Source organism: Marichromatium purpuratum 984 (genome assembly GCF_000224005.2).
In the GTDB taxonomy this organism is placed as follows: domain Bacteria; phylum Pseudomonadota; class Gammaproteobacteria; order Chromatiales; family Chromatiaceae; genus Marichromatium; species Marichromatium purpuratum.
This window is the reverse complement of record NZ_CP007031.1, coordinates 3,078,966-3,103,598: the sequence shown is the minus strand read 5'-3', so window position 1 is coordinate 3,103,598 and position 24,633 is coordinate 3,078,966. Positions and strand designations below refer to the sequence as shown.

The 24,633-nt window shown below is 68.9% G+C and carries 22 protein-coding genes; 10 read left to right on the top strand and 12 right to left on the bottom strand.

The annotated features are described in order from the left end of the window. Positions 1 to 36: 36 nt before the first annotated feature. Complete coding sequence (locus MARPU_RS13475) at positions 37 to 234, bottom strand: Alvin_2107 family globule sulfur oxidation protein (protein WP_005221303.1); 198 nt, start codon at positions 232 to 234, stop codon at positions 37 to 39. A gap of 417 nt (positions 235 to 651) precedes the next feature. Here MARPU_RS13475 and MARPU_RS13470 point away from each other — a divergent pair, with 417 nt between their 5' ends. The 3 genes from MARPU_RS13470 to soxZ all read left to right on the top strand — a co-directional run bounded on the left by MARPU_RS13470 (position 652) and on the right by soxZ (position 3,165). Beyond that, entirely contained in the window at positions 652 to 2,130 is a 1,479-nt protein-coding gene (locus tag MARPU_RS13470; protein ID WP_005221305.1) for a M48 family metalloprotease, read from the top strand. Between the two features lie 197 nt (positions 2,131 to 2,327). After that, the gene (gene soxY / locus MARPU_RS13465) at positions 2,328 to 2,801 is read left to right on the top strand and encodes a thiosulfate oxidation carrier protein SoxY (protein WP_005221306.1); all 474 of its coding nucleotides are present in this window, start codon (positions 2,328 to 2,330) and stop codon (positions 2,799 to 2,801) included. 49 nt (positions 2,802 to 2,850) lie between these two features. Continuing rightward, positions 2,851 to 3,165 (top strand): thiosulfate oxidation carrier complex protein SoxZ, encoded by a 315-nt coding sequence (gene soxZ, locus MARPU_RS13460; protein WP_005221316.1) that lies wholly within the window; start codon positions 2,851 to 2,853, stop codon positions 3,163 to 3,165. Positions 3,166 to 3,205: 40 nt separating this feature from the next. On the opposite strand, the gene MARPU_RS13455 is transcribed toward soxZ, so the two are convergent. Then, complete coding sequence (locus tag MARPU_RS13455) at positions 3,206 to 4,207, bottom strand: lysophospholipid acyltransferase family protein (protein ID WP_043762662.1); 1,002 nt, start codon at positions 4,205 to 4,207, stop codon at positions 3,206 to 3,208. 116 nt (positions 4,208 to 4,323) lie between these two features. On the opposite strand from MARPU_RS13455, the gene MARPU_RS13450 reads away from it, so the two are divergent. Next, positions 4,324 to 4,755: a rhodanese-like domain-containing protein gene (locus MARPU_RS13450; protein WP_005221320.1), complete on the top strand. Its 432-nt coding sequence runs from the start codon at positions 4,324 to 4,326 to the stop codon at positions 4,753 to 4,755. Positions 4,756 to 4,770: 15 nt separating this feature from the next. On the opposite strand, the gene hscB is transcribed toward MARPU_RS13450, so the two are convergent. The 4 genes from hscB to MARPU_RS13430 all read right to left on the bottom strand — a co-directional run bounded on the left by hscB (position 4,771) and on the right by MARPU_RS13430 (position 7,579). After that, on the bottom strand, positions 4,771 to 5,310 hold the full coding sequence (hscB, locus tag MARPU_RS13445; protein WP_005221322.1) for a Fe-S protein assembly co-chaperone HscB: 540 nt from the start codon (positions 5,308 to 5,310) through the stop codon (positions 4,771 to 4,773). A gap of 81 nt (positions 5,311 to 5,391) precedes the next feature. Then, complete coding sequence (iscR, locus tag MARPU_RS13440) at positions 5,392 to 5,874, bottom strand: Fe-S cluster assembly transcriptional regulator IscR (protein WP_025275353.1); 483 nt, start codon at positions 5,872 to 5,874, stop codon at positions 5,392 to 5,394. A gap of 98 nt (positions 5,875 to 5,972) precedes the next feature. After that, positions 5,973 to 6,782 carry a serine O-acetyltransferase gene (gene cysE / locus MARPU_RS13435; RefSeq protein ID WP_005221324.1) on the bottom strand — a complete coding sequence of 270 codons (810 nt, stop codon included), beginning with the start codon at positions 6,780 to 6,782 and terminating at the stop codon, positions 5,973 to 5,975. Beyond that, positions 6,767 to 7,579, bottom strand: a complete 813-nt coding sequence (locus MARPU_RS13430) for an RNA methyltransferase (protein ID WP_005221325.1) — start codon at positions 7,577 to 7,579, stop codon at positions 6,767 to 6,769. The genes cysE and MARPU_RS13430 overlap by 16 nt, the downstream gene beginning before the upstream one ends. Before the next feature lie 78 nt (positions 7,580 to 7,657). Here MARPU_RS13430 and MARPU_RS13425 point away from each other — a divergent pair, with 78 nt between their 5' ends. The 4 genes from MARPU_RS13425 to MARPU_RS16815 all read left to right on the top strand — a co-directional run bounded on the left by MARPU_RS13425 (position 7,658) and on the right by MARPU_RS16815 (position 11,744). After that, complete coding sequence (locus MARPU_RS13425) at positions 7,658 to 8,455, top strand: inositol monophosphatase family protein (protein ID WP_005221326.1); 798 nt, start codon at positions 7,658 to 7,660, stop codon at positions 8,453 to 8,455. A gap of 199 nt (positions 8,456 to 8,654) precedes the next feature. Further along, the gene (locus MARPU_RS13420; protein ID WP_005221331.1) at positions 8,655 to 10,388 is read left to right on the top strand and encodes a 2-oxoacid:acceptor oxidoreductase family protein; all 1,734 of its coding nucleotides are present in this window, start codon (positions 8,655 to 8,657) and stop codon (positions 10,386 to 10,388) included. After that, a complete protein-coding gene (locus MARPU_RS13415) occupies positions 10,381 to 11,223 on the top strand; it encodes a thiamine pyrophosphate-dependent enzyme (RefSeq protein WP_005221333.1) in 843 nt (280 codons plus the stop codon). Before MARPU_RS13420 ends, MARPU_RS13415 begins: the two co-directional genes overlap by 8 nt. Next, entirely contained in the window at positions 11,220 to 11,744 is a 525-nt protein-coding gene (locus MARPU_RS16815; protein ID WP_005221335.1) for a ferritin family protein, read from the top strand. Before MARPU_RS13415 ends, MARPU_RS16815 begins: the two co-directional genes overlap by 4 nt. 3 nt (positions 11,745 to 11,747) lie before the next feature. Here the strand turns inward: MARPU_RS16815 and MARPU_RS13405 are convergent, their stop codons facing one another. From MARPU_RS13405 to MARPU_RS13390, 4 genes are all read right to left on the bottom strand, one after another. Next, the gene (locus tag MARPU_RS13405) at positions 11,748 to 12,917 is read right to left on the bottom strand and encodes a DUF5610 domain-containing protein (protein ID WP_005221337.1); all 1,170 of its coding nucleotides are present in this window, start codon (positions 12,915 to 12,917) and stop codon (positions 11,748 to 11,750) included. Between the two features lie 282 nt (positions 12,918 to 13,199). Next, positions 13,200 to 14,825, bottom strand: a complete 1,626-nt coding sequence (locus tag MARPU_RS13400; RefSeq protein ID WP_005221339.1) for a methyl-accepting chemotaxis protein — start codon at positions 14,823 to 14,825, stop codon at positions 13,200 to 13,202. A gap of 367 nt (positions 14,826 to 15,192) precedes the next feature. Continuing rightward, entirely contained in the window at positions 15,193 to 15,585 is a 393-nt protein-coding gene (locus MARPU_RS16810; RefSeq protein ID WP_005221341.1) for a superinfection immunity protein, read from the bottom strand. 74 nt (positions 15,586 to 15,659) lie between these two features. Beyond that, the gene (locus MARPU_RS13390) at positions 15,660 to 16,586 is read right to left on the bottom strand and encodes an AraC family transcriptional regulator (RefSeq protein WP_005221343.1); all 927 of its coding nucleotides are present in this window, start codon (positions 16,584 to 16,586) and stop codon (positions 15,660 to 15,662) included. Between the two features lie 152 nt (positions 16,587 to 16,738). Between MARPU_RS13390 and exaC the strand changes: the two genes are divergently transcribed. Further along, positions 16,739 to 18,259, top strand: coding sequence for an acetaldehyde dehydrogenase ExaC (gene exaC / locus MARPU_RS13385; protein WP_005221344.1), 1,521 nt, complete (start codon positions 16,739 to 16,741; stop codon positions 18,257 to 18,259). A gap of 52 nt (positions 18,260 to 18,311) precedes the next feature. Here the strand turns inward: exaC and MARPU_RS13380 are convergent, their stop codons facing one another. Next, positions 18,312 to 18,635, bottom strand: coding sequence for a hypothetical protein (locus tag MARPU_RS13380; protein WP_025275351.1), 324 nt, complete (start codon positions 18,633 to 18,635; stop codon positions 18,312 to 18,314). 167 nt (positions 18,636 to 18,802) lie between these two features. After that, the gene (gene rsgA, locus MARPU_RS13375) at positions 18,803 to 19,861 is read right to left on the bottom strand and encodes a ribosome small subunit-dependent GTPase A (RefSeq protein ID WP_005221348.1); all 1,059 of its coding nucleotides are present in this window, start codon (positions 19,859 to 19,861) and stop codon (positions 18,803 to 18,805) included. 374 nt (positions 19,862 to 20,235) lie between these two features. Here rsgA and MARPU_RS13370 point away from each other — a divergent pair, with 374 nt between their 5' ends. Then, a complete protein-coding gene (locus MARPU_RS13370; protein ID WP_005221349.1) occupies positions 20,236 to 24,621 on the top strand; it encodes a hypothetical protein in 4,386 nt (1,461 codons plus the stop codon). Positions 24,622 to 24,633 lie beyond the last annotated feature (12 nt).

The window sequence follows — 24,633 nt, the reverse complement described above, 5'->3', positions numbered from 1 at the left end:
GATGGGTCCGGGGCGCGCTGGCGCCCCGGACCGGGGTCACTCCCTGACCCAGTTGGCGAAGTTCTCGGCGTTCTTCTCCTCGCCGTCGTCGTAGCCTGCGGCATAGGCTTCGGTCAGACGCTGTTCCTCGCGCTTGGGGTTCTGCAGGAAGCCGCACTGCCAGCCCTGGATGTATTCGTCATCGACGCCGAGCTGTTCCATCTTGGTGACCGCGTCGTAGTAGAACTGATTCATGTCCGAGTCTCTCCGCGCTAGTTCGTGATGGCGCCCGGCCGGGACGCTCGCCCGGCCGGGTCTCGATGCCGGCCGCCGGTGATGTCCGCGCGGCCTCGTCCTCTCCATAGAGACGTTGATCCCCGTCGCTGCGGGGCTTGTTGCGTGGCCCGGGGAGACCGGCTGGCGCCGTGTCCTCGCCCGTCACCATCCCGGCCAGCGGCTGGCGCACATGGTGCACGCAGCGTCGGCGCGCGATGGGTGGTTAAGAATACAGCGGTTTTCTAATAGTTGACAACGCGGTTGGGTTTGTCGGGGCAATGAGGATTCTCAATCGTCGTCGGACGTCGACATGTGGGGCGATGTCGGCGAGGATGGGACGCGAACCCTCGCCATCTCCTTCTGGTCTGATTCGTCGGTTATGTGATGAAGCGATCCATGTGTCGACTGCCACGCCTCCGCCGTCTGCTCGCCTCGGCGCTGCTCCCGGCCCTGCTCGGTGCGGCACCGCTGCACGCTCAGCACTTCGAGCTGCCCGATCTCTCCAGCTCGGCCGACGCGGTGATGACCCAGGGCGCGGAGACGCGTCTCGGCAAGGCCTTCATGCAGCAGGTGCGCGAGCGCCTGCCGGTGCTCGATGATCCGTTGCTGGCGAGCTATATCGAGTCGCTCGGGCGCTCGCTGGTGCTCGCCGACCCGGATGCCGAGGGACGGCGTTTCACCTTCTTTCTGATCGACGAGCCGGTGGTCAACGCCTTCGCCGGTCCCGGCGGTTATATCGGCGTCTATGCCGGGCTGGTGCTCGCCGCCCAGACCGAGAGCGAGCTGGCGGCGGTGATCGCGCACGAGATCGCGCACGTCACCCAGCGTCACCTGATGCGCGGGGTCGAGGATCAGAGCCGCCTCAGCGTGCCGGCGACGGCGCTGCTGGTGGCCGCGGCCATCCTCGGCGCCCAGGTCTCGAGCGATGCCGGGATGGCGGCGATCGTCGGTATCCAGGCCGCGGCGATCCAGCACCAGATCAACTTCACCCGCGAGAACGAGAAGGAGGCCGATCGCATCGGCATCTCCACCCTGGTGCGCGCCGGGCACGATCCCTACGCCATGGCCGGATTCTTCGAGCGGCTCTCGCGTGCCGGGCAGATCCATGACAGCGCCGCGCCCGAGTTCCTCCGTACCCACCCGGTGACCAGCAACCGCATCGCCGAGGCGTTGCAGCGCGCCGAGTATTTCGGCGCCCGCCAGCGTCCCGACAGTCTGCGCTTCCATCTGACCCGCGCGCGGCTGCGCGAGCGCGCCTATGACCGCGCCGAGCAGGCGGTGGCGCACTTCGGCGCGACCCTGCGCGAGGGACGCTACCGTGACGCGCTGGCCGAGCGTTACGGCTATGCGCTGGCACTGCTGCGCGCGCGCGACTACGGCAGCGCCGAGCGTGAACTCGCCCGGCTGCTCGCGGCCCAGCCCAGTCAACCCGAGTTCGTGGTGCTCGAGGCCGAGCTGGCGCAACGGCGCGGGCGTCCGGGCGAGGCGCTGAAGAGACTCACCCAGTCGCTGTCGCTCTCGCCGAACGACTGGGTGCTCGGCACGGTGCGGGCACGGTTGCTGCTCGAGCAGGGCCGCGCGCGCCGGGCGCTCGATGCGCTCGAGGACCTGGCGCGGCTGCGTCCCGACGACGTCATGCTCTACGACCTGCTTGAGCAGGCGGCGCTCAAGTCCGGCAACCGCGCCGCGACCCATCGTTATCGCGCCGAGCGGCTCTATCTGCTCGGCGACCTGGAGCCGGCGATTCGCCAGCTTGAGATCGCCCTGCGGCAACGCGATATCCCTTATCACGATGCCGCCCAGATCCAGGCGCGGCTCGATGCGTTGCGCGAGGAGGAGCGCGACCGGCGCGAGCGCGACGACCCGCTGGGCTGAGTGTCGCGCCCGCTCCTCCCGATACCCGCTGTCCCGCGCGCCGTTCGCTCGGGGCGCCGGGGTGGCGACGCACGACAACAACAACGCCCGAGGGAGTCGGGCACCCAGGTTCCGCGCGCCGCTGTCGTGAACACCGGCGGCAGTCCTCCTCCAGCGGATCCGCAGACCACCCACCCATGCTCGATAGGAGAGAGTTGATGATCGATGCAAAACGCAGAATCCTGCTCAAGGGCTCGCTGAGCGCAACCTCGATCGGGATCGCGGTGAGCGCCGGGCTGCTGTCGCCCCGGCTGGTGCTCGCCGACTGGAACGAGGCGGCCTTCAAGGCCAAGGAGATGCCCGAGGCGCTCGCGGCGCTGGTCGGCAGCGAGCGCGCCGAGCGCGACGAGCGTATCCGCATCAAGGCCCCGGACATCGCCGAGCAAGGCCGAGTGGTGCCGGTGACGGTCGAGGCCGACATCGAAGGCGTGACCTCGATCGCGATCTTCGCCGAGAAGAATCAGACTCCGCTGATCGCTTCCTTTGAACTCGCTCCCAACGCCATGCCCTTCGTCTCCACCCGGATCAAGATGGCCGAGACCGCCGATGTCACCGCCGTGGTCAAGGTCGGCGATCAGGTCTTCAGCAACAGCAAGAGCGTGAAGGTGACCATCGGTGGTTGCGGCGGGTGACAGGACGCCATCGCCGCGAGCTCAACGGATAATCTGAGGTAGAGAGCCAATGTCTGACATCAAGATCCGCGCTAAGACCAAGAACGACGTGACCACGGTCAAGTGTCTGATGAGTCACCCGATGGAAACCGGGCTGCGCAAGGACAGCAAGACCGGCGAGCCGATCCCGGCGCACTTCATCCAGGAGGTGGTGTGCAAGGCCAAGGGGGAGGTGGTGATGACCGCCTCGTGGAGCGGCGGGGTGTCGAAGAACCCCTATCTGTCGTTCAAGTTCGCCGGGGGTGTCGAGGGTGACCCGATCGAGATCACTTGGACCGACAACCAGGGGCAGACGCAGAGCGCCTCCACCACCATCTCGTCCTGATCTCGCGCGGCCGGCGGCCTGCCGCCGGCCGCAGCTCCGCTCAGTTCGGCGGCGCGGCCTCGGCGAGCGCCGCGTGCCGCGCGCGCAGCCGCTCCACCTGCTCCAGCGCCTCGGCGTCGGAGAGCCCGCCGCTGTAGATCTTCGGCCAACCCTCGGGGCGGCGTCTGAGTCGCTTGTAGGGCCAGATGTACTGGTTCGGGCAGGTGCGCACGCACTGCTCGATGCCTTGGTTGAGCGCGCGCGCAGCGACCTCGTCGTCGGCGCTGTCGATGCCCTCGGGGGCGCGGATGCAGTGGATGCGGAAGCCGCTCTGGTCGTCGAGCCGCTCGGCGAACATGAAGATCACCGGCGCCCCGGTGCGCCGCGCCAGACGGTTGACCAACAGCATGGTGAAGGCGGGGATGCCGAACAGCGGCGCGAACACCGCCCCCTTGTCGGCCTTGGGCTCCTGGTCGGGCAGGACGCCGACATAGTCGCCGCGCTCGAGCGCCTGCACCAGTACGCGGATGCCCTTGCCGGTGATCGGTGCCAGGGTCGCGCCGCTGCGCCCGCGGGCGCGCCGGATCAGGTCGTCGAGATACTTCTGCGGCTTGTAGAAGATCGCCGTCGGCCCCTGCTCGGCGAGATAGAGTCCGGCCAGCTCCCAGGCGCCGATGTGCGGCGAGAGCACGATCAGCCCCTGGCCGTCGCGCCGCTCGAGCAGCTCCGCCCCGCGCACCTCGCGGACCAGCGAGAGGGTCTGCTCGACGGGGCGCAGCCACAGATGGGCGATTTCGCAATAGGTCTTGGCGACCTCGCGCAGGGTGTCGTCGCGCAGTGCGAGCAGTTGCTCGCGGTCGCGCTCGGGGAAGTTGAGCGCGAGGTTGATCAGGGCGTTGCGGCGCTGACGGTTGGGCCAGCGCGCAACCAGCCAGCCGAGGCCGTTGCCGAGACGGTGGGCGAAGGCCAGCGGCAGACGCGCCATCAGTCGCATCAGTGCCCGTGCCAGCGCGTCCTTGACGCGTACGTCCAGCGGGGGTCGTGGATCTCGATGTGTCGCCAATACTGTCTCCCGATGCTTGCGCTGGGCGGTGATGCCCGAGGGCGCTAGGATAGCCGGACGCGCCTCCGCGCGCGGCACAATAACAAGATCGATCCCACCACCAACGAGGAATTCCCATGCACGACGCTGCCCCGCAGAGTCTGACGCCGCAGCAGGCGCAGACGATGCTCGAGTCCCACCCCCAGGCGATCCTGGTCGATATCCGCTCGTCGATGGAGTATCTGTTCGTCGGTCACCCCAAGGGCGCGGTGCACGTGCCCTGGATCGACGAGCCGGAGTGGACCGTCAACCCGGACTTCGAGACCGAGATCCGCAAGCTCCTGCTCGGTGGTGCGAGTTGCGACTCCGACACCGAGCAGTGCCCGCCGGTGATCCTCATCTGCCGCAGCGGCAAGCGCTCGCACGAGGCGGGCAAGGCGCTGCTCCAGGCCGGACTCAAGCGTGTCTATCACGTCGGCGAGGGGTTCGAGGGCGAACTCGACGAGCACCATCACCGCAGCAGTCTCGGCGGCTGGCGCTTCCACGGTCTTCCCTGGGAGCAGTGCTGAACCCGCGCGCCGGACTCAGCGCCGGTGCTGGAGTGCGTCGCGGCGCTGTTCGGCGTCGCGCCGGCACAGCGCGATGAACTCGAGCTGGTGCACCAGATCGTGCGCCAGTTCGAGATTGTCCGTGGAGGGGTCCTCGAACAGGATCCGCAGCTCCTTGGCCAGTACCGCGCTCTGCTCGGCCAGATCGGTGAGTACGCTGGAGACGGCGAGCGCGGTGCGGGTGCGGTTGCTCACCTCCTGGAGCTGCTCGCGCAGCTCGAGCTGCTCGACCAGCAGACCGGCATTGCCCCCCCCACGCCCCAGTTCGCGTCCGTACAGGCGCAATAGGTAGCGCGCGCGCGCCAGTGGATCGAGCAGCGTGCGGTAGGCCTCGTCGAGCTGCGTCGGCGAGGCGGCGGCGAGGGCGGTGTCGGCGCGGGCCTGGGCGCTCAGCGCACGATAGCGCTCCGCCAGGCGGTTGGTGTCGACCGTGAAGCTCGTCGGCAACCCGAAGAGTTCGAAGTGGTTCTTGGCTGCGTCCAACTCGGCGAAGACAGTTGGGTGGATCTTGGGCATCCCGCCGAGCGGATTTCATCCGGACGGCTCACGCTGATCCTAGGCCCTTGGAGCGCGTGCTGGCAAGGCGTTTGCGCGCGCTCAGGTGTTGGCGGCGACGCGCGAGACGTCGAGCTTGACGTCGACGGTGGCGCAGGAGGTCGGTGGGTGCGGGTGAGTGGCCTCGCGCTTGTCGACGAGTTGCTGCAGGGTGATGGCGTTGAGATAGTCGAAGATGTGGTCGCTGAGGTCGTTCCACAGGTCGTGGGTCAGGCAGGGACCATTGTTCTGACAGTTGTGGGCGCCACCGCAACGGGTGGTGTCGACGTTCTCGTCGACCGCTGCGATCACCTCGGCAACGCGGATCTCAGCGGCGGTGCGGGCGAGGTTGTAGCCGCCACCCGGACCGCGCACGCTGGTCACCAGCGCGCGCTTGCGCAGCTTGGCGAAGAGCTGTTCCAGGTAGGACAGCGAGATGCCCTGGCGCTGGGCGATGTCGGCCAACGCGATCGGTCCCCGGCCCTGGTGGATGGCCAGGTCGAGCATCGCGGTGACCGCGTAGCGGCCTTTGGTAGTCAGTCTCACGTTGCACCCAAGGGAAAATACATCGAACAAGTGTAGGGTTATACTACGTTACCCGACCGTTACGATCAATTAATCCGCACCACGCCAGGGCGATGTGTTCAGCGCTGGTGCACATCCTCGGGGCGGCGCTGCCCCGAGTCCGCGTCCTCCTCGCCGTCGGTGGCCGGAGGGATGCTCATCGCGTCGAGATCACACTCGTGCTCGAAGTGACGCATGATGCCCTGGCCCTCGAGTGCCTGTGACATCAACTCCATGCGGCTGTCCATCTGGTGGATGTGATCGAGCATGCGATTGATGGCGTTGGCCACCGGATCGGGGACGTCGCGGGTGGCGCCGTAGGCGTCGAAGCCGATGCGTCGGGCGGTATCGGCGCGACGTCTGCTCGCCGCGTCGCGCGCCGGCTCGATGACCCGTCCCGGCACCCCGACTGCGGTCGCCCCGGCCGGCACCGACTTCACCACCACGGCGTTGGAGCCGATGCGCGCGCCATCGCCGATGTCGATCGGGCCGAGCACCTTGGCCCCGGCGCCGACCACCACGTCGCGTCCCAGGGTGGGATGACGCTTGCCCTTCTCCCAGGTGGTACCGCCGAGCGTCACCCCGTGATAGAGGGTGCAGTCGTCACCGATTACCGCCGTCTCGCCGATCACCACGCCCATGCCGTGGTCGATGAAGAAGCGCCGGCCGATCACCGCACCGGGGTGGATCTCGATCCCGGTGAACAGACGCGCGATGTTCGAGAGCAGGCGCGCGGCCCACTTGAATTCGCGTCGCCACAGCGCGTGGGCGATGCGATGGACCATCACCGCGTGGATGCCGGGATAGGTGGTGAGCACCTCGAAGGTGTTGCGCGCCGCCGGGTCGCGGTCGAAGACGCAGGCGATATCCTCTCTCAGTCGTCTGAACATGTGGAGTCCTTGGCGGTGGGGGTGGCGGGTTCCTTGGGCGCCGGGTCGTCGCGCCCGAGGCGCTTGCGCCCCTGGGCGGCGCTGAGGATGCCGCGCAGGATGTTGATCTCGGTGCGGTCGGGGCGGGCGCGGTTGAACAGCCGGCGTAGACGGATCTGCAGGGTGCGCGACTGCTCGATGTCGCCGAAGCCGACCGCGCGCATGGTCGCGGCGAGATGGCCGTGGAGGCCCTCGAGGTCGGCGGCGTCGGCCAGGTCGGGGCGCTCGTCGACGTGCTCGCTGAGGCTGCCGGCGAGGGCGTGGCGCCGCAGCTCGTAGGCGAGCACCTGGACCGCGGCGGCGAGGTTGAGCGAGCTGAACTCGGGATTGGTGGGGATGTGCACCAGATAGTGGCAACGCGAGAGCTCGGCGTTGGTCAGCCCCGAACTCTCGCGCCCGAACAGCATCGCCACCTCGCCGTGGTCGGCCTCGGCGAGCAGTCGGCCGGCGGCCTCGGCGGGGTCGAGCACCGGCCATTCGATGCTGCGCAGCCGGGCGCTGGCGCCGATCACCAGACGACAGCCCTCGAGCGCGCTGTCGAGGTCGTCGTGGATGCCGGCGCGCTCGATCAGGTCGTCGGCGCCGGCGGCGCGGGCCAGGGTCTCGGCGTCCGGGCGCTGACGCGGCGCGACCAGCTCCAGACGCGACAGGCCCATGGTCTTGAGCGCACGCGCCGCGGCGCCGATGTTGCCGGGGTGGCTGGTCTCGATCAGCACGGCGCGGATGCGCCCGAAGTTTTCTTCGCTGGTTTGGGTCATGGATGAGGCGTTCTCTCAAGACGCTGATAGGGTTCTCAATCTATGATACGCGGACCACATCCGTTATCTTTCATCCTTATGCATCCAAGCCTCAACATCGCCATCCGTGCCGCGCGCAGCGCCGGCAAGATCCTCCTGCGTTATCTCGACCACGTCGACCACCTCAAGGCCGAGGCCAAGGGGCGCAACGATTTCGTCAGCGACGTCGACCGTCTCGCCGAGGCGACCATCATCAAGGAGCTGCAGGCGCGCTTCCCGGGTCACTCGATCCTCGCCGAGGAGAGCGGTCTCCACGGCAAGGGCGACTATCAGTGGATCATCGATCCGCTCGACGGCACCACCAACTATCTCCACGGCTTCCCGCAGTTCTCGGTGTCGATCGCACTCAAGCACAAGGGTCAGCTCGAGTGCGGCGTGGTCTACGATCCGCTGCGCGAGGAGATGTTCACCGCCGCACGCGGCGAGGGCGCCCAGCTCAACGATCGCAAGATTCGGGTCGCCAAGCGCCCCTCGCTCAACGGCGCGCTGATCGGCACCGGCTTCCCGTTCCGCGACCAGCGCCACATCGATGCCTACATGGGCATGTTCAAGGCCATGACCCTGGCCACCGCCGGGCTGCGTCGTCCGGGTTCGGCGGCGCTCGACCTCGCCTATGTCGCCGCCGGGCGCACCGACGGCTTCTGGGAACTCGGCCTGTCCGAGTGGGACTGCGCCGCCGGCGCCCTGCTGGTGCAGGAGGCGGGCGGTACGGTCACCGACCTCGGCGGTGGCAATCGCTTCCTCGAGACCGGCAACCTGGTCGCCGGCAACGTCAAGGTCCACAAGGCGATCCTCGAGACCGTCGCGCCCTTCCGCTCCGAGCAGCTCCAGGCCTGATCCTGGCCGGCCCGCACGGCGGGTCCGGTCGGCCCTCCATCGAAACGCCCCTCGACTGTGCCAGATCAACCGGGACGCTTGGCGTCGCGGCTATGATCGGTGCACGGGGGTGTAACGTGGTGTCCCCGAAACCGCTTCGCACCCCATCCTCGCGCCGCCGATCCGAGCGCGGCGCACCGGCTTGGGAGGAGTGCCCGCGATGCCGTGCAATCGCGACCCCGTCGCCCCCGAGGGCATGCTGGCGATCACCGGCGCAGGTGGTCACGGCGCCCTCACCACCGCCCAGATCCTGCTCGCCGCGCTCGGTCGCGCCGGTGTCCACGGGTTGCTGACGCGCGCCGCCGGTCCGCAGATCCGCGGCGGCGAGTCGGCCGCCACCATCCGTTTCGCCTCGCGCCCGGTCGCCTGCATGGCCGATCGGCTCGACCTGCTGCTCGGGCTCGACTGGGCCAATGTCGAGCGCTTCGTCGACGAACTGCCGATCGTTGCCGACACCCTCATCCTCCAGGACGCTGCCAGCGCGCCGCCACCGCCCTGTCTGACCGAGTGTGGCGCACGGGTGCGGGCGCTGCCGCTCGCCGCGCGCGCCGCCGAGATCCCCGGGGGACGCGCCAACATGGTCGCCCTGGGCGCGATCGGTGGCTGGCTGGGGTTGTCTCACGCGGTGCTGAGCGCGGCCAGCGCGCGGGTGCTGGCGAGCAAAGACGCCGCCACCCGCGCGGCGGCCATCGCCTGTCTGGAGGCCGGGCTGGGGCTGGTGGAGCAGGGTGGGTGTGCGCCCGTTGGCGGCGCTGCCGGGCTGTGGAACCTCAGCGGTAACGAGGCCGCCGGTCTCGGCGCGCTGCGCGCCGGGGTGCGCTTCGTCGCCGCCTACCCGATCACCCCCGCGACCGAGCTGCTCGAATGGCTGGCGCCGCGTCTGCCGCAGCGGGGCGGGCAATTGCTCCAGGCCGAGGACGAACTGGCGGCGGTGAACATGGTCATCGGCGCGGCCTTCGGCGGGGTGGCGGCGCTGACCGCCACCTCCGGCCCCGGGCTGAGCCTGATGGTCGAGGGGCTGGGGCTGGCGGTGGCCAGCGAGACCCCGCTGGTGGTGGTCGACGTGCAGCGCGGCGGTCCCTCGACCGGGATCCCCACCAAGACCGAGCAGTCCGACCTCGGCCTCGCGCTCTACGGGCTCCACGGCGACGCCCCGCACCTGGTGCTCGCGCCCCTCGGCATCGCCGATTGCTGCTTCACCCTGGCGTGGGCGGTGGGGCTGGCCGAGCACCTGCAGACGGTGGCCATCGTGCTCTCCGACCAGGCGCTCGGCCAGTCGCGCGCCATCGTCGATCCGCCGCCACGGGCCCCGCTGCTGCCGCCCCGACTGGTGCCCGACGGGCCCCTCGATGCGCCCTTCCTGCGTTATGCGCCGAGCGTCGACGGACGCTCGCCGATGCCCGCGCCCGGCCAGTCGGGGTGTCGCTATGTCGCCGAGGGACTGGAGCACGACGCCTCGGGGACGCCGTCGAGCCTGGCCGCCGATCATCGCCTGCAGCTCGACAAGCGCGCGCGCAAGCTCGACGGTCTCGATCCGGGGCCCGACTGGGCCGAGATCTGGGGCCGGGGTGAGCGCTGTCTCGTCACCTGGGGCAGCAGCGCCGGGGCGGTGTTCGAGGCCGCCGCACGGCTCACCGCGGCGGGGCGTCCGACCCGGGCGATCGCGCTGCGGCTGATCGCCCCGCTGGCGCGCGCGGCGCTGCGCGAGGCGCTCGATGGCGCGCCGTGCGTACTGGTGGTCGAACTCAATCAGGACGGCCAGCTGTTCGCCCATCTCCATGCCCAGCGGGTGTTGCCACCACAGGCGCGCGCGCTGGCCCGGCCCGGTCCCCTGGCGTGGCGACCGGGCGAGATCGTCGCCGCGGTGCTGGATGCGGAGGAGACCGATGACTGAGTCGCAATCACCGACCACCTCGACCCTGCGTGCCCGTGACTACAAGTCCGGGGTGACACCGGTGTGGTGTCCGGGCTGCGGACATCACGGCGTGCTCGCGGCGCTGACCCGGGCGCTGGCCCATCTCGAGCTGCCGTGCGAGCGTCTGGCGCTGATCTCCGGCATCGGTTGCTCCTCGCGGCTGCCGGCCTATGTCGCCGCCTACGGTTTTCACGGCGTGCACGGGCGCGCCCTGGCGCTCGCCGGCGGTCTCAAGGCGGTGCGCCCCGAACTCACCGTGCTGGTGCTCGGGGGTGACGGCGACGGCTTCTCGATCGGCGGTAATCACTTCCTGCACGCCTGTCGGCGCAACCAGGATCTCACCTATGTGGTAATGGACAACGAGGTCTACGGCATGACCAAGGGACAGGCCTCGCCGACCACCGCACCCGACTGGCAGCAGGCCAAGCTCACCCCGCACGGCACCGGGGTGCCGCGCTTCCTGCCTACCGCGATCGCCCTGGCCGCCGGCGCCGGATTCATCGCCCGGGGCTTCTCCGGCGATCCAGCAGGATTGAGCCGGTTGCTGGTCGAGGCGATCGAGTATCCCGGATTCGCCCTGGTGCACGTACTCACCCCCTGTCCCACCTTCAGGCCCGAGCACCGCGACTGGAAAGGCCGGGTGCATGCCGATGACACGGGGCCGAGCACCGATCCGGTGGCAGCTGCGCGCCGGATCCAGGCCGATGACGGCAAGACCCTGGGGCTGCTGTTTCGCCGCGTCCTCACGCCCTGGCGGGCCGAGCAGGCTCCCGCGTGCACGCTCGAGGAGATCGAGTCGGGGTTGCTGGCATGAGCGCGGGGCCGGAGCCGGCGAATTCACTCGCGGCGCTGCTCGCCCACGCGCTCGAACTCGAACACGCCAGCCACGAGCGCTATACCGAACTCGCCGCCGGGATGGCGCTGCATCACAACCAGCCGGCGGCTGCTGCGTTCCGCCGTCTGGCCGAGTTCGCCGGTCGAGAAGTGGCGCGGGTGGAGGCTCGTACGCAGGGCGTGGGGCTGCCGTGTCTCGCCCCTTGGGAATTCGACTGGAGTGTTGGTGGCACCGAGCTGGTGCTCGGTGGTGATCTCGAGCAGGTCGATTACCTGATGGATGTCGCTCGAGTGCTGGAGCTGGGGATCAGGGACGCGGCGCGGCAGCGTGACTTCTACGCCGCGCAAGCCGCGCGCGCTACGACGCCGGCGGTGCGTGATCTCGCCGCCGAATTGACCGCCGCGAGCCACGCGCGGTGCGAACGGATCACGCAATGGCGTGTAGCGTGCGCGACCGGTGAGTCGGTCGACGATTGGGATCCACCCAACCTGCCCGAGTAGTCCTCAGTCATCGGCGCGAGCGCGCCCCGGTGCGATGGTATCGAGTAGCTGGGTCATCTGTGCGCGATAGTCATCCTGCTGTCGTGGTTCGGCGGTGATGAAGCGACTGTCCTGCTCCACCAAGCCCCGCATCAGATCGGCGCCAGCGGAGGGGACGTCCTCGATAACGTTGTTGAGGAGCGGCTGCGAGAAGGTCTCCCGCATCTGGCTCAGCATGTCATCGAGTTTGCGGCTGATGTCTTGACCGCGCCCCATGTCACCGAGCTGCTGGGTCTCCTGGTAACGCTGTACCTGTGTGACTGAGTAGCTCGCGCTCGAGCGCATGTTGAGGTCCATGTGCGAGAGCTGGCTGGAGTCGAACGAGAGACTGCCGGCCTGGGCGAAGGCGGCTTGCACGTCGCCTTGGAAGAAGGTGTTGGCCAGCTCGCTGGTGTCCTGCACCAGGTTACGGATGGCATCGAGTTCCTCGGCGTCGAGATCACCCTTGACGCTGAAACCGTAGTTCGTCTCGCTACTGGTGCGAGAGATATTGAAGTATTTGATCTGATCGGTTTCTCCGTCGCTCGCGACCATCGCAGACTGGCTGTGGTCGAATTGATGATTGAAGTCGATGCGCACGGTGTCGCCGTCGCGGGTGTTGATCTCGAGCGAGAGCGATTCCGCATACTGGAAGCGTTCGTTTGCACCAACCACCGCAACGAAGTCCGTCGGTTTGCTTGCGTTGCTCGGAGCCAGGCTATCGAGCGCGGCGAAGGTCAGTTGCTCGGTCTCGTCGAGCTGTTCGGCGACCTTACCCTGGAGCATGTCGAGGTTGGAGAGGATCTCGCGCGCCTCCTCGAAGCCCTTGCGTGCGCCCTCGACGGCCTGCTGATAGAGCTGTTCGACCTCGGCCTCGGAGCGGCCACGGGCGCGGGCGCTCTCCAGCCCGGTGGCCACCGCGTCGGCGATGCGGTTGGCGACCTTCTCCGGGGTGAAGTCCTTGGCGTCGAGCTTGCCCACGGCATCGGCGTCCATGCCGGGGATGTGCGCGGCGAGTCGCTCGAGCACCTGCTGCTGCGAGCCGGTTTCGGCGTTACCCCTGGGCGTCGTTGCCGACGAGCCGGAGGCGCCGCTACCCGAGCGCAGGGTCGTGAGCGATTGGAGCTGCGAGACGGATGAGTGGAGCGAGATCATCTCTGGGCCTCCGGGGCGAGTCTGTTCCATCCCTGAGTAACGGCCGCGGCAAGAGGTTCTTGAATCCGGATACCAGGATTTTGAACCGCCAAGACACCAAGGACGCAAAGGGGAATAAGTCGCCAGCCGCCAGCGATCAGCCGCCAGTGGGTGCGGACCCGCGCCGTCTGTGGCCTCACGCCGACATCACACATCATTCACTTCGCGTGCTTCGCGGCTTTGCGGTTCAATCCGTGCGGCTGGCGGCTGGCGGCTGGCGGCTGGCGGCTGGCGGCTGGCGGCTCAGATATGGAAACGCCCGAGCAGGGTCTGGAGTTCGAGGGCGAGCGCGGCCAGGGCCTCGCTGGCATGGGCGATCTGGCCCGAGGTGGTGGCGGCGTGCGCGGTGCCGTCGTTGATGTTGGAGACGCTGCGGTTGACCTCCTCGGCGACCGCGGACTGCTCCTCGGCGGCGCTGGCGATCTGGGCATTCATGTCGGTGATGGTGCCGATCGACTGGGTGATGGTCTGGAAGGACTCGGCGGCGTGCGTGGTCTGGGCGACACCCTCGCCGGCCTTGGCGCGCCCGCGCTCCATCGCCTCGACCGCGCCGAGCGCGCCGCCCTGCAGCCGCTCGATCATCTCCTGCACCTCGGTGGTCGAGGCCTGGGTGCGACTGGCGAGGTTGCGCACCTCGTCGGCGACCACCGCGAAGCCGCGCCCGTGCTCACCGGCGCGTGCCGCCTCGATCGCGGCGTTGAGTGCGAGCAGATTGGTCTGGTCGGCGATGGCGCGGATCACGTCGAGCACCTTGCCGATCTCCTCGCTGTCGGCGGCGAGGCGCGAGATCGCCTCGGCCGCGCGCTCGACCTCGAGGGCCAGCGCATCGATGGTGGTGTTGGCCTCGCCGACCACGGCGCTGCCGGCCTCGGCCTCGTCGTCGGTGTTCTGAGCCGCTTGCGCGGCCTCGGCGGCGTTGCGTGCGACCTCGGCCACGGTCGAGGCCATCTCGTGCATCGCGGTGGCGACCTGCTCGACCTCGTGCTGTTGCCGGGCGACGTGCTCGCGGCTCTCGGTGCTGGTCCCGGAGAGCTGTTCGGCGGCACTCGAGAGCTGGCTGGCGGCACCGGCGACCTGGCTGACCAGCGAGTGGATGCGCGCGATGAAGGCATTGAAGGCGTGCGAGAGATCGGCGATCTCGTCGTTGCCATGGACCTCGAGACGCTGGGTCAGGTCGCCCTCGCCCTCGGCGATGTCACGCAGTCGCGCGGTGGTGGCGCGCACCGGTCGGACCACCAGGCGGGTGAGCAGCACCCCGAGCAGGGCCGCCAGTACCAGTGCGATGCTGGCCGCGCCGAGCATGCTCCAGCGTGCCAGTTGGCTGGTCTCGGTGGAGATGGCGATGCTCTCCTGCTGCTGAGCCTGGAGCGATTCCTCGAGCACCCCGAACAGATGACGCAGGGTCTGCAGATAGGCCAGGGTCTCGTTGCGATAGATGCGCAGCGCCTGGTCGTGATCGCCGCGCTGTAGTGCGCTGTTGATCCGCTTGGCCGACTCGTGGACGGCGCGATGCGGGACCGCGATGGTGTCGAAGGCGGCGCGGAACGCTTCGGGGTAGCGCGCATAGCTCGGGTCGTCGCGCAGGCTGTCGTACCACTTGCCGAAGTCACATCGGTGCGAGTCGAGTTCGCCGGTGAAGGGCTGGTCGAGCAGCAGGCTGAGTCCGAGGTCGTTGACCCAGACCAGATGGTCGATCTCCTTGACCAACTGGAAGTTGGACTGCTCGAAGCTCTTGATCAGCGCCTGCTGAACCTTGTCGGTGCGTTGTAGTCCGCTCCAGCCGATCAGCGCGATCAGCAGCATGAAGGCGAGTATGACGGTGAGGGCCAGGCCGATCTTGCGGCCGAGGCTGAGATGGATGCGGGACATGTTGGCTCGGTTGTTCTTGGCTGTGCGTGTCGACCGGGGTGGTCCAGGTCGTTGTCTTGCCGAGCGGCGATGCGGGCGGGGTCGGACGTGATAGCTGGGGACGCCTGGATGGGCGCGGGTCACGTCAAGACCGGGCGTGATCCGTGTGCTCGGGCGACTGGATCCTCGGGCGAGCAATCCTTGCTTCGCGAACTCCTTCAGACCATGCGCCCGGGGCGATTGTCACATGATTGTAACTCGGTCGTCATCGGGTGTCCGGGTTTCAGGTCACGGAATCCCGGCGACTTTTGCTCGCCGGGTGTCCGTGCTGCTCGCCCAGGTCGGGGCGATTGCGGGGTGGTCCGAGCCGATCGAGGACGGGTGGGTGTCAGGCCTGGGGTTCGGCGCGGCCCTGCGGGACGGGTTCGCCATCGCCGAGCAGTGCCCAGAGCAGCAACCCGACCCAGCCGACGAGGGTCCAGCCGAAGAGCACATTGATGACGGTGATGCGCAGGCGTTTGGTCAGTCCGCGGTCATAGGCGATCAGCCCGGGCAGCACATAGAGGGTGATGAAGACGGCCGAGAGGAAGAGACCGCTGACGTCGATGGGGTAGAGCGCGTTGATGACGACCAGCAGTGCCAGCCAGCCGAGCAGCAACGCAGTGACGCTGAGACGCAGCCCGAGCGTCTGGGCGAGCCGGATCGGTGCGGACGAGGCGATGTGGTCGATGGTGTCGCGCCAGTCGGCGCGGGTTTCCGAGGTTGGGTGTTCCTTGGCCATGCTCGATGTCTCCGAAGTGCGACAAGGGTGCAGCATAGTCCAGAACCCGGGCGAGTCGGAAGCGACCCAGCCAGTCAGTCGGGCGGGGGCGGGGCGGCGTGCGCCCGGTAGCGGCTGGGGGCGATCCCGTAGCGGGCCTGGAAGCGGCGCGAGAAGTGGCTCGGGCTCTGGAAGCCGACCTCGTAGGCGACGCGGGTGACGGCCATCCCCTGGGCGAGCAGTGCTGCGGCGCGGTGCAGTCGGCGCTCGAGCAGATAGGCGTTGGGGGGGCAGCCGAGCAGGGCGGCGAAGCGGGCATAGAATCGGGTGCGCGACATGCAGCTCAGCCGGCACAGCCGGTCGATGTCGAGCGGCTGGGCGAGATGATGTTCGATGTGGTCGAGCACTGCGCTGAAGGGGTCGTGATCGGGCTCGGCGGCGGCGCAGGCGAGCAGGAACTCACGCCCCTGCTGGCGCAGCAGCCGACCCAGCAGCTCGTCGACGCCGTGATCGAGCACCAGATCGTTGTCGGTGTCGGCCTGGAGGAAGCTCCCGGCGATGCGTTCGAGCAGGCCCTGGGTGGCCTCCGAGTGATGGCCGTGCCAGCTGTGCCGGTGCACCGTCTGCCAGCTCCCGCGCGGCAGCGGCGCGTGGCGATCGAGCCGGTCGCACAGCCGGCGCAGTCGCTCGCGCTCGACGGCGATGGTCAGGCAGCGCGTCGGTCGTTGCAGCGTCGCCTCGGGGAAGTCGATCAGTACCTGCTCGCCGGGGGCGAGCACATAAGACTGGTGCGGCAGGAAGTCGTGCGCCGGGTGTGGACCGTGCATCCGCTTGCGGCCCTGGGTCATCGCGCAGTAGAGCAGCTCATCGGCGCGCAGCGGCACGTCGCGGGCCGGGGCGAAGGTGTCGTAGATCGACAGCTCGGCCGCGTGACGCGCGAACAGCATGCGGTTCTCGATCAGGTCCACCGGCGGTTGCGATGGCAAGGCGGTGTTCAACGACATCGGTACGCTTGGCGGCATGCTGTTCCCTCCGTGGTCCCGGGCCTGGACTGTCAGGCCAATCTTGGGGACTGCGGGGCAAGTATTCGACGGGTATGCCCCGTTAACGTCCTGTTGCCGCCTCGCCGACGCGGGTCGGCTCAAGCGATGCAGACAACAGGAGGATCTGAGCCATGATCTATGCCAACCCTGGTGATCCCGGCGCCGTGGTGCGCTTCGCCGAGCGCTATGAGAACTTCATCGGTGGCGAGTGGGTCGCCCCGGTCAATGGCCGTTACCTGGACAACGTCAGCCCGGTCAACGGCCAGGTGTTCTGTCAGGTGGCCCGCTCCGATGCTGCCGACATTGCCCTGGCGCTCGACGCCGCCCACGCCGCCGCACCGGCCTGGGGGCGGACCTCGGTCACCGAGCGTTCCAACCTGCTGCTCAAGGTCGCCGATCGGATCGAGGCCAACCTGGAGATGCTGGCGGTGGCCGAGAGCTGGGACAACGGCAAGGCGGTGCGCGAGACCCTGGCCGCCGACATCCCGCTGGCCGCCGACCATTTCCGCTACTTCGCCGGCTGTATCCGTGCCCAGGAAGGCTCGATGGCCGAGATCGACGAGCACACCGTCGCCTATCACGTCCACGAGCCGCTGGGCGTGGTCGGGCAGATCATCCCCTGGAACTTCCCGCTGCTGATGGCCGCCTGGAAGCTCGCCCCGGCGCTGGCCGCGGGCAACTGCTCGGTGCTCAAGCCCGCCGAGCAGACCCCGGCCTCGATCATGCTCTTCATGGAGCTGATCGCCGACCTGCTGCCGCCCGGCGTGATCAACGTCGTCAACGGCCTCGGCGAGGAGGCCGGGCAGGCGCTGGCCACCAGCGAGCGCATCGCCAAGATCGCCTTCACCGGCTCGACTCCGGTCGGCCAGCACATCCTGCGCTGTGCCGCCGACAAGCTCATCCCCTCGACCGTCGAACTCGGCGGCAAGTCGCCCAACATCTATTTCAGCGACATCCTCCGTCACGAGGACGACTATCTCGACAAGTGCGTCGAGGGGCTGGTGCTGGCCTTCTTCAACCAGGGCGAGGTCTGCACCTGTCCGTCGCGGGCGCTGATCCAGGAGGACATCTACGAGGACTTCATCGGCCGGGTGATCGAGCGCGCGGCGCGTATCAAGCGCGGCAACCCGCTCGACACCGACACCCAGGTCGGCGCCCAGGCCTCGCAGGAGCAGTTCGAGCGCATCATGTCCTATCTTGATATCGGTCGCGAGGAGGGCGCCGAGGTGTTGATCGGCGGCGGTGCCGAGTGCCTCGAGGGCTGTCTGAGCACCGGCTACTACGTGCAGCCGACCCTGCTCAAGGGACGCAACGACATGAAGGTCTTCCAGGAGGAGATCTTCGGCCCGGTGGTCGGCGTGACCACCTTCCGCGACGAGGCCGAGGCCATCGCTATCGCCAACGACACCGAGTTCGGGCTCGGCGCCGGGGTCTGGACCCGCGACACCAACCGCGCCTACCGTGCCAGTCGCGCGATCCAGGCCGGACGCGTCTGGGTCAACTGCTACCACGCCTATCCCGCGCACTCGGCCTTCGGCGGCTACAAAAAGTCGGGCATCGGGCGCGAGACCCACAAGAAGGCGCTCGACCACTACCAGCAGACCAAGAACATGCTGGTGAGCTACAGCACCAGCCCGCTGGGCTTTTTCTGAGTGTGCGAGGTCGCCCCGGGGTGGGGGTGCCCCGGGGCGGTCCGTCGGACGATTAATTGAACATCTGGCAGGAGATGCTGCATGAGGTCCTGGTGAGGACGGTGCCCGGTGGGCAGGGCATGCGCTGCGGGACGTCCTCGGGTACGCAGACCGTCGTCTGGTGCGGCTCGAAGCTGCCGACCGAGGTCGTCCAGCCGGGCGGGCACTGATAGCGGATCTCGAGCGGCGGGTGGGCGACGTGCAGGTCGTCTGGGTCCGGTCGTTGCGGGGGACGGACGTCCGTCGGGTCGGGTCTGTCGATCTGCACCATGGGTTCGGCCTGGATGGCCGGTGGTAGTCCGACGAGCAGGATCAAGGAGAGGCCGAGTGCGGTCACGGTAGGTCTCATGCGCGAATACCTCGCTGGTCCAGTGATCGAGACGATGTCCTTGCGCGCGCTCCTGGCGCCGATCTGCAGTGATGCGAGCGGTGAGGCGAGCGCCTCACCGATCGAGCCGTGCCACCGGACCGCGTGCCGATTGAGCCGAATCCTGTCGCCTCGGGTCAGCGTCTCAGCTGTTTCTTCGCCGATTTGAGGTATTTGCCGAAGTCGCGGTCCTTCTTGCGCCGCTCGGCATGGGAGCGCTGGTGGAAGGCGGATTCCTCCCGGAGCTTTAGATAGCTGTCGAGCTGTGCCCGACCGATTGCCCCGACCTCCACCGCCTGCAGGATAGCGCATCCGGGCTCGTCGGTATGGGTGCAGTCGCGGTAGCGGCAGTGCTGCGCGAGCGCGGTGATCTCGCCATAGCTGGCGTCGAGACCGTCCTCGGCGCCGATGACGCCGAACTCGCGCATCCCGGGGTTGTCGATGACCAGCGCGCCGCCGGCGAGCCGCATCAGCTCGCGCCGTACCGTGGTGTGACGTCCCTCGCCGGTGCCACTGACGCCGCCGGTCTCCTGGCGTGCCTGATCGGTCAGCAGGTTGATCAGGGTGCTCTTGCCGACGCCGGACGAGCCGACGAAGCAATAGGTCCTGCCCGGGGTGAGCAGCAGTTCGAGCGTCTCCAGCCCCTCCCGGGTCACGCTGCTCAGCGTCAGCACCGGTGCGTTGATGCCGGCGTCACGGATCTCCGCGATCTGGGCCTCAAGCACCTCTGGTGCGACCAGATCGGTCTTGGTCAGCAGGATGTAGGGCTCGGCGCCGCCATCGGTCACCATCACCAGATAACGCTCCAGGCGCCTCAGATTGAAGTCGAAGTGGCAGGACTGGACGATCACCGCGCAGTCGAGGTTCGCCGCGATCATCTGCGGCTCACTGCTGTTCCCGGCGACCTTGCGGCGCAGCGCGGTGCGCCGCGCGAGCAGGGCATGGACGATGCCGAAGTCGTCGTCCGGGCCGCCCTCCACGCACACCCAGTCACCGACGCAGGGCTGTGCGTCGGGGTGTGGGTGGCGATGGAGATAGCGACCGGCGAGCCTGGCGCGGAACGGGCCGGTCTCGTCGAGCAGCAACAGCTGGTCGCGATCGACCGCGGCGACGCGGGCGAGCCGCGTGTCTGGGGCGGGGTCGAGCTTGTCCTCGAACCAGTCGGTCCAGCCCAGGGAGGTCAGTTCGGCGTGCATGGTGGTCGTGTCGTCCGGTGATGGGTGGGTCCGTGGGGCGCAGCCGAGGCGCTGTCGCGATCGTCTCCGGGGAGGCGCCATCAGCCGTGCCGTCGCACCGATTCTAGCGGTTCCGCGAGACGGCATCCTTGCGGGCATGCCGGTCGGGGTCGCCTTCGTGCCGAGCCGCCGCGAGATCGGTGCGAGACCAGGGCGCCTGCGTGGGGCGGCCCGAGGCGTTCGCTCGGGCTCGACGAACGGCTGTATGATGCGAGGCGTCGCAGACGAGGAGCGCCAGCCCGGTGATTGTCCCCTTGACGCGCATGTGCCGCGCGGCCCGACTGCGACCCTCCAGCGCACCCAATCCATCATCGACGCCACAGGGAGGGGACGCGATGTCTCGCTCAGCACACCCGAAGCGCAGCGCCCGCGAGCACACCGGCGTGCCTCTCGGCATCCCGGCCTTGGCGCCCGTGGCTGGGCTCTTCGTCGCCCTCGCCGTGCTGCTCCTGCCGGCGACGACGCTCGCCCAATCGGCGTCAGAGGTTGTGTCTCCGGGCCAGGAGGCGGCATCGGGCGCGATGATCGAGGCGCAGCCAATCGACCGCGTGGAGGACTGGCGGCTCACCGGCGTTCCTGCCGAGCTGCAGGCATGGGTCCCGTGGGCGCTGCGAGACCAGGCCGCCGCGCTCGGCTGCACCCCCGCGCTGGCCGCCGGCGCCACCCTCGATCCCGTGTGTGCCTGGCCGGGGCCGCTCGTCCTGTCGATCGGGCGCGAGGCGATGAGCTTCCGACAACCCTGGACCTTGCTCGAGCGGGGCTGGCTGCCGCTCCCCGGTCAACGCGGGGCCTGGCCGACCGAGGTGACGCTCGACGGCGCGCCCGCGACCGTGGTCGATCGGGACGGGAAGCCGTTCCTGTTCCTGGATGGCCCCCGCGCATCCGCCCGCGTCGAGGGCGAGATCGCGTGGCTTCGGCGTCCGACGCAGCTGTCCATCCCCCGGCAGGTCGGGGTGGTGCTGGCGGCCGACGGCACGCCGCTCAGGCTCGACGACAACGGCGATCTCTGGCTTCAGCGGCCTCGCGAGGCGACGCCGGCGGCGCCCCAGGACTCGCTGTCGATCAAGGTCTTCCGGCGCTTCACCGATGGCAACCCGATGGTCGTCGTCACCCGGCTGGTGATCTCCGTGACCGGGCGCGAGCGATCCCTGACGTTCGCGGACTTCCTGCCCGAGGGCTTCGTCCCCCATCAGGTCGAGAGCGCGCTCCCGGTGGGCATCGATCAGGCGGGGCGGCTCGAGATCCAGGTCGGGCAGGGCGCGCACTCGGTCGACGTCCTGGCGCACGCCACCGGCGACATCCTCAGCATCCCGGTCCCCGATGTCACCGGCGAGGGCTGGCCCGGCAGGGAGCTGTGGTCGTTCCAGGTGGTGCCGGAGCTTCGTTCTCTCGGCTTCACCGGGCTGGATCAGATCGACCCCAGCCAGACCGAGATCCCCGAGTCGTGGCGCGGCGATCGCGCCTTCCTGGCCGAGGCCGGCAAGGCCGGATCACTCGATGTGCAGTTGCTCGCCGATATCGGCTCGGGCGTCGGGCGTGTGGACCTGCGCCGCGAGGCGTGGCTCGACTTCTCCGGTCGCGGGCTGACGTTCCGCGACAGCATCACCGGCGAGCTGTTCGCACCGGGCCGCTTCTCGTCGCCCCTGGACATCGGCCGTCTCGAGCTGAACGGCACACCGTGGGTGCTCTCGGAGATCGCCGCGGACGACGCGGCGGTGTCGCTGGACGGGATCGAGGTACCGGCGGGGCGACTCGCGCTCACCGCGGAGGGGCGTCTGGAGCCCGATCCCGAGCAGTCCGGCACCTTCCCCCTGCGGCTCGCGAGCAATGGCTGGGTGGCCGAGAGCGCGGTGTTCGACTCGGTCAACACCACCATCAACCTGCCGGCGGGGTGGCTGGCCGTCGCCGCCTTCGGCACCGACAACCTCCCGCGGACCTGGCTCACCAAGTGGAACCTGCTCGATCTGTTCCTGCTCATCCTGGTCGCCGCGCTCTTCGTCAAGGCCCTGGGCCTCTGGGCCGGCGTGCTGTGGGTGATCGTCGGGGCGCTGACCTGGCAGTTGCCCTTCGGCGGCGGGTCGCTGTGGATCGCCGTCATCCTCCTCGGCATCCTGACGCGGGCGTGCTACCAGCGCGACATCCCGCGTCTCGGCAACCTCGTCGGCGGGATCGCCACGGCGCTGTTCGTCGCGCTCGCCGTGTTCGTCGCCTCCTACACGGTCTATGCGGTCAAGACGTCGCTGTTTCCGCAGCTTGATCGCAACTTCGCCAACCGCTACGACGCGGCGTTGTCCAGCCCGAACCGCGCGATGGGGCTCGCCGAGCCCGAGATGGCGATGCCCTCATCCGCGCCCATGCGGGGCAAGGCCGCCGCGCCTTCTGACTATCTGGGCCTCGATCAGGACGGTGGTCGCCTGCAGGTGATCGTCGATGCCGAGGCCAAGATCGGTACCGGGCCGGGACTGCCCACCTGGCGCGGCAACCAGACCACCCTTGCCTGGCAGGTGCCGAACGTCCCGGATGCCTTCGAGTCCGCCTCGCTCTATCTGCTCACGCCGATGATGTTCGGCGCCGCGAAGCTGATCGGCGCGGGCGGTCTCATCGTGTTGCTGGTGGCATTGGCCTTCCGCGGCTACCGGACCTATCGCGACCGGCCCGTGGCATCGGACGAGGAGGCGATGACGCTCGATGTCGGCGCCGCCCGGTCCTCGTCGCCCACCGTTGCGCTGATCGCCGTGGCGGTGCTGTCGAGCCCCGCGCTCTTCGTCAGCGACGAGGCGCTCGCCCAGTCCGTCGGCTATCCGTCGGACACGTTGATCGAAGAGCTGCGTTCGCACCTGCTCCGCTCCCCCGAGTGCGCGCCCAACTGTGCGTCCTCGGGCGACATGCGGGTGGTGATCTCCCGCGCCGAGGACCAGCAGGGGTGGACGCTGCGGCTGCTCCTGGACGTCTCCGCCCTGCACGAGACCGCCTATCCGCTCCCGGCGCGGCGCTCCGAGTGGCAGCCACGGGCGGTCCTGCTCGACGGCGAGACGACACCGGTGCGCGCGGATGGCGCATCGCGGATCAGGTACGTCCGCGTGCCCGCCGGGCGACACAGCCTCGAGCTGTCCGGCGCCATCCCGCCCGGCGGTCTGACCCTGACGCTCAACGCCCCGCCGCAGCAAATCCGGGTCGAGGCCCCGGACGTCTGGCGCGTCGATGGCGTCTCCGCGCTCGGGCTGTCCAACGGCAGTCTCAGCATCGCGCCCCGGCAGCGCGCTGAGGCCGGGGACGCGAGCGCGCCCGATACCGCGGGACTCGAACCCTTCACCCGGGTGCTCAGGACCATCTCCTTCGGCTCCAAGTGGACGGTCTCGACGCGGGTGCAGCGCCTGTCGAGCAGCAGCGACAGCGCCGTCGTGCTGGTGCCCCTGCTCGAGGGCGAGCGTGTCGTCTCCTCGGGTCTGTCCGTTCGCGATGGACGCATCGAGATCCCGTTCCGCGCCGGCCAGACCGAGCGTCGCTGGACCAGCGAGCTGGAATTCGCCGATCGCATTCGTCTGGAGAGCCCGGGCGGGGGCGCATTCAGCGAGACCTGGGCGATCGCGGAGTCCCCCTTGTGGCGCGTCGAGGCGGTCGAGGATGAGGGCGTCGCGGCGCTCCAGCAGGGGGCGCTGCGGACCTGGAGACCCTGGCCGGGACAGCGCATCGAACTCAACGTGACCCGGCCCAAGCCGGTGCCGGCCGCAACCATGACGGTGCGCGCCTCGACCCTGACCGTCATGCCGCGGGCCAAGGGCTCCCGCTACACACTGGAGGTCAGCATCCAGTCCAGTCAGGGGGATGTGCTGCCGATCAGGCTGGCCGCCGGGTCGCGCTTCGAGGCGCTCGAGGTGGATGGCTCCAGACGGCACGTCCGAGAGACCGCGCTGGAGGATGGCCGGGTGGAGCTTCAGGTCCCGATCGATCCCGGTCTCCATCGGGTTCTGGTGAGCTGGGACGCCGAGGCGGCGATCGCGACACGCTACCGGGTCGCACCGGTCGAGCTTGGCGTAACCGCTGCGACGAACCTCAGCGTCAAGGTGATGCCCGCCGAGGATCGATGGGTGGTCTGGACCGCCGGCCCCTCCATGGGGCCTGCCGTGACCTTCTGGGCGCTGCTGATCGCCGTTGTCGTCGCGGCCCTGGTGTTCGGGGCGATTCGCGGGATCCCGCTCAAGCGTCTCGATTGGTTCGTGCTCCTCGTCGGACTGACGCAATCGCTCCTTGCCGCGGTGGTCGTGGTGGTCTGGGTGCTCGCCTTCCATGCGCGCACGTGGTTGTCACCGAAGGCCTCGGCGTGGCGACACAACCTCGTGCAACTGGTGCTGGCGCTGCTGACCGTCGCGGCCTTCGCCACGCTGCTCGACTCGATCCCGTCAAGCCTGCTCGGCCAGCCCGAGATGCACATCGCCGGCAACGGATCGAGCGCCGATGCGCTGCAGTGGTATCAGGACCGGGTCGAAGGTGAGGCATGGGTGGCACTGCCGCAGCCCGAGATGATCTCCGCCTGGGTGATCGTCTACCGGGCGCTGATGCTGCTGTGGGCGCTGCTGGTCGTGCGTCTGGTCGTTCGACTGGCAAGCTGGGCCTGGACGCGCTTCGTCGCCCCCGTGGCGTTCAAGCCGATCGGGGAAGGGGCACGGCGGGGGAAGCCGAAGGCATCGCGCGCAGGGGCAGGTGTCCGCCGTGGTGCGTGAGAGGGACTGAGC

Excerpts from the sequence above, each read along its gene's own strand:
- MARPU_RS13450 (WP_005221320.1), top strand. The coding sequence starts at position 4,324 with ATGCACGACGCTGCCCCGCAGAGTCTGACGCCGCAGCAGGCGCAGACG.
- MARPU_RS13405 (WP_005221337.1), bottom strand. The coding sequence starts at position 12,917 with ATGATCTCGCTCCACTCATCCGTCTCGCAGCTCCAATCGCTCACGACC.
- MARPU_RS13430 (WP_005221325.1), bottom strand. The coding sequence starts at position 7,579 with ATGACCCAAACCAGCGAAGAAAACTTCGGGCGCATCCGCGCCGTGCTG.
- exaC (WP_005221344.1), top strand. The coding sequence starts at position 16,739 with ATGATCTATGCCAACCCTGGTGATCCCGGCGCCGTGGTGCGCTTCGCC.
- soxZ (WP_005221316.1), top strand. The coding sequence starts at position 2,851 with ATGTCTGACATCAAGATCCGCGCTAAGACCAAGAACGACGTGACCACG.
- rsgA (WP_005221348.1), bottom strand. The coding sequence starts at position 19,861 with ATGCACGCCGAACTGACCTCCCTGGGCTGGACCGACTGGTTCGAGGAC.
- MARPU_RS16810 (WP_005221341.1), bottom strand. The coding sequence starts at position 15,585 with ATGGCCAAGGAACACCCAACCTCGGAAACCCGCGCCGACTGGCGCGAC.
- cysE (WP_005221324.1), bottom strand. The coding sequence starts at position 6,782 with ATGTTCAGACGACTGAGAGAGGATATCGCCTGCGTCTTCGACCGCGAC.
- MARPU_RS16815 (WP_005221335.1), top strand. The coding sequence starts at position 11,220 with ATGAGCGCGGGGCCGGAGCCGGCGAATTCACTCGCGGCGCTGCTCGCC.
- MARPU_RS13475 (WP_005221303.1), bottom strand. The coding sequence starts at position 234 with ATGAATCAGTTCTACTACGACGCGGTCACCAAGATGGAACAGCTCGGC.
- MARPU_RS13370 (WP_005221349.1), top strand. The coding sequence starts at position 20,236 with ATGTCTCGCTCAGCACACCCGAAGCGCAGCGCCCGCGAGCACACCGGC.
- MARPU_RS13470 (WP_005221305.1), top strand. The coding sequence starts at position 652 with ATGTGTCGACTGCCACGCCTCCGCCGTCTGCTCGCCTCGGCGCTGCTC.
- hscB (WP_005221322.1), bottom strand. The coding sequence starts at position 5,310 with ATGCCCAAGATCCACCCAACTGTCTTCGCCGAGTTGGACGCAGCCAAG.
- MARPU_RS13425 (WP_005221326.1), top strand. The coding sequence starts at position 7,658 with ATGCATCCAAGCCTCAACATCGCCATCCGTGCCGCGCGCAGCGCCGGC.
- MARPU_RS13420 (WP_005221331.1), top strand. The coding sequence starts at position 8,655 with ATGCCGTGCAATCGCGACCCCGTCGCCCCCGAGGGCATGCTGGCGATC.
- MARPU_RS13390 (WP_005221343.1), bottom strand. The coding sequence starts at position 16,586 with ATGCCGCCAAGCGTACCGATGTCGTTGAACACCGCCTTGCCATCGCAA.
- soxY (WP_005221306.1), top strand. The coding sequence starts at position 2,328 with ATGATCGATGCAAAACGCAGAATCCTGCTCAAGGGCTCGCTGAGCGCA.
- MARPU_RS13400 (WP_005221339.1), bottom strand. The coding sequence starts at position 14,825 with ATGTCCCGCATCCATCTCAGCCTCGGCCGCAAGATCGGCCTGGCCCTC.
- MARPU_RS13415 (WP_005221333.1), top strand. The coding sequence starts at position 10,381 with ATGACTGAGTCGCAATCACCGACCACCTCGACCCTGCGTGCCCGTGAC.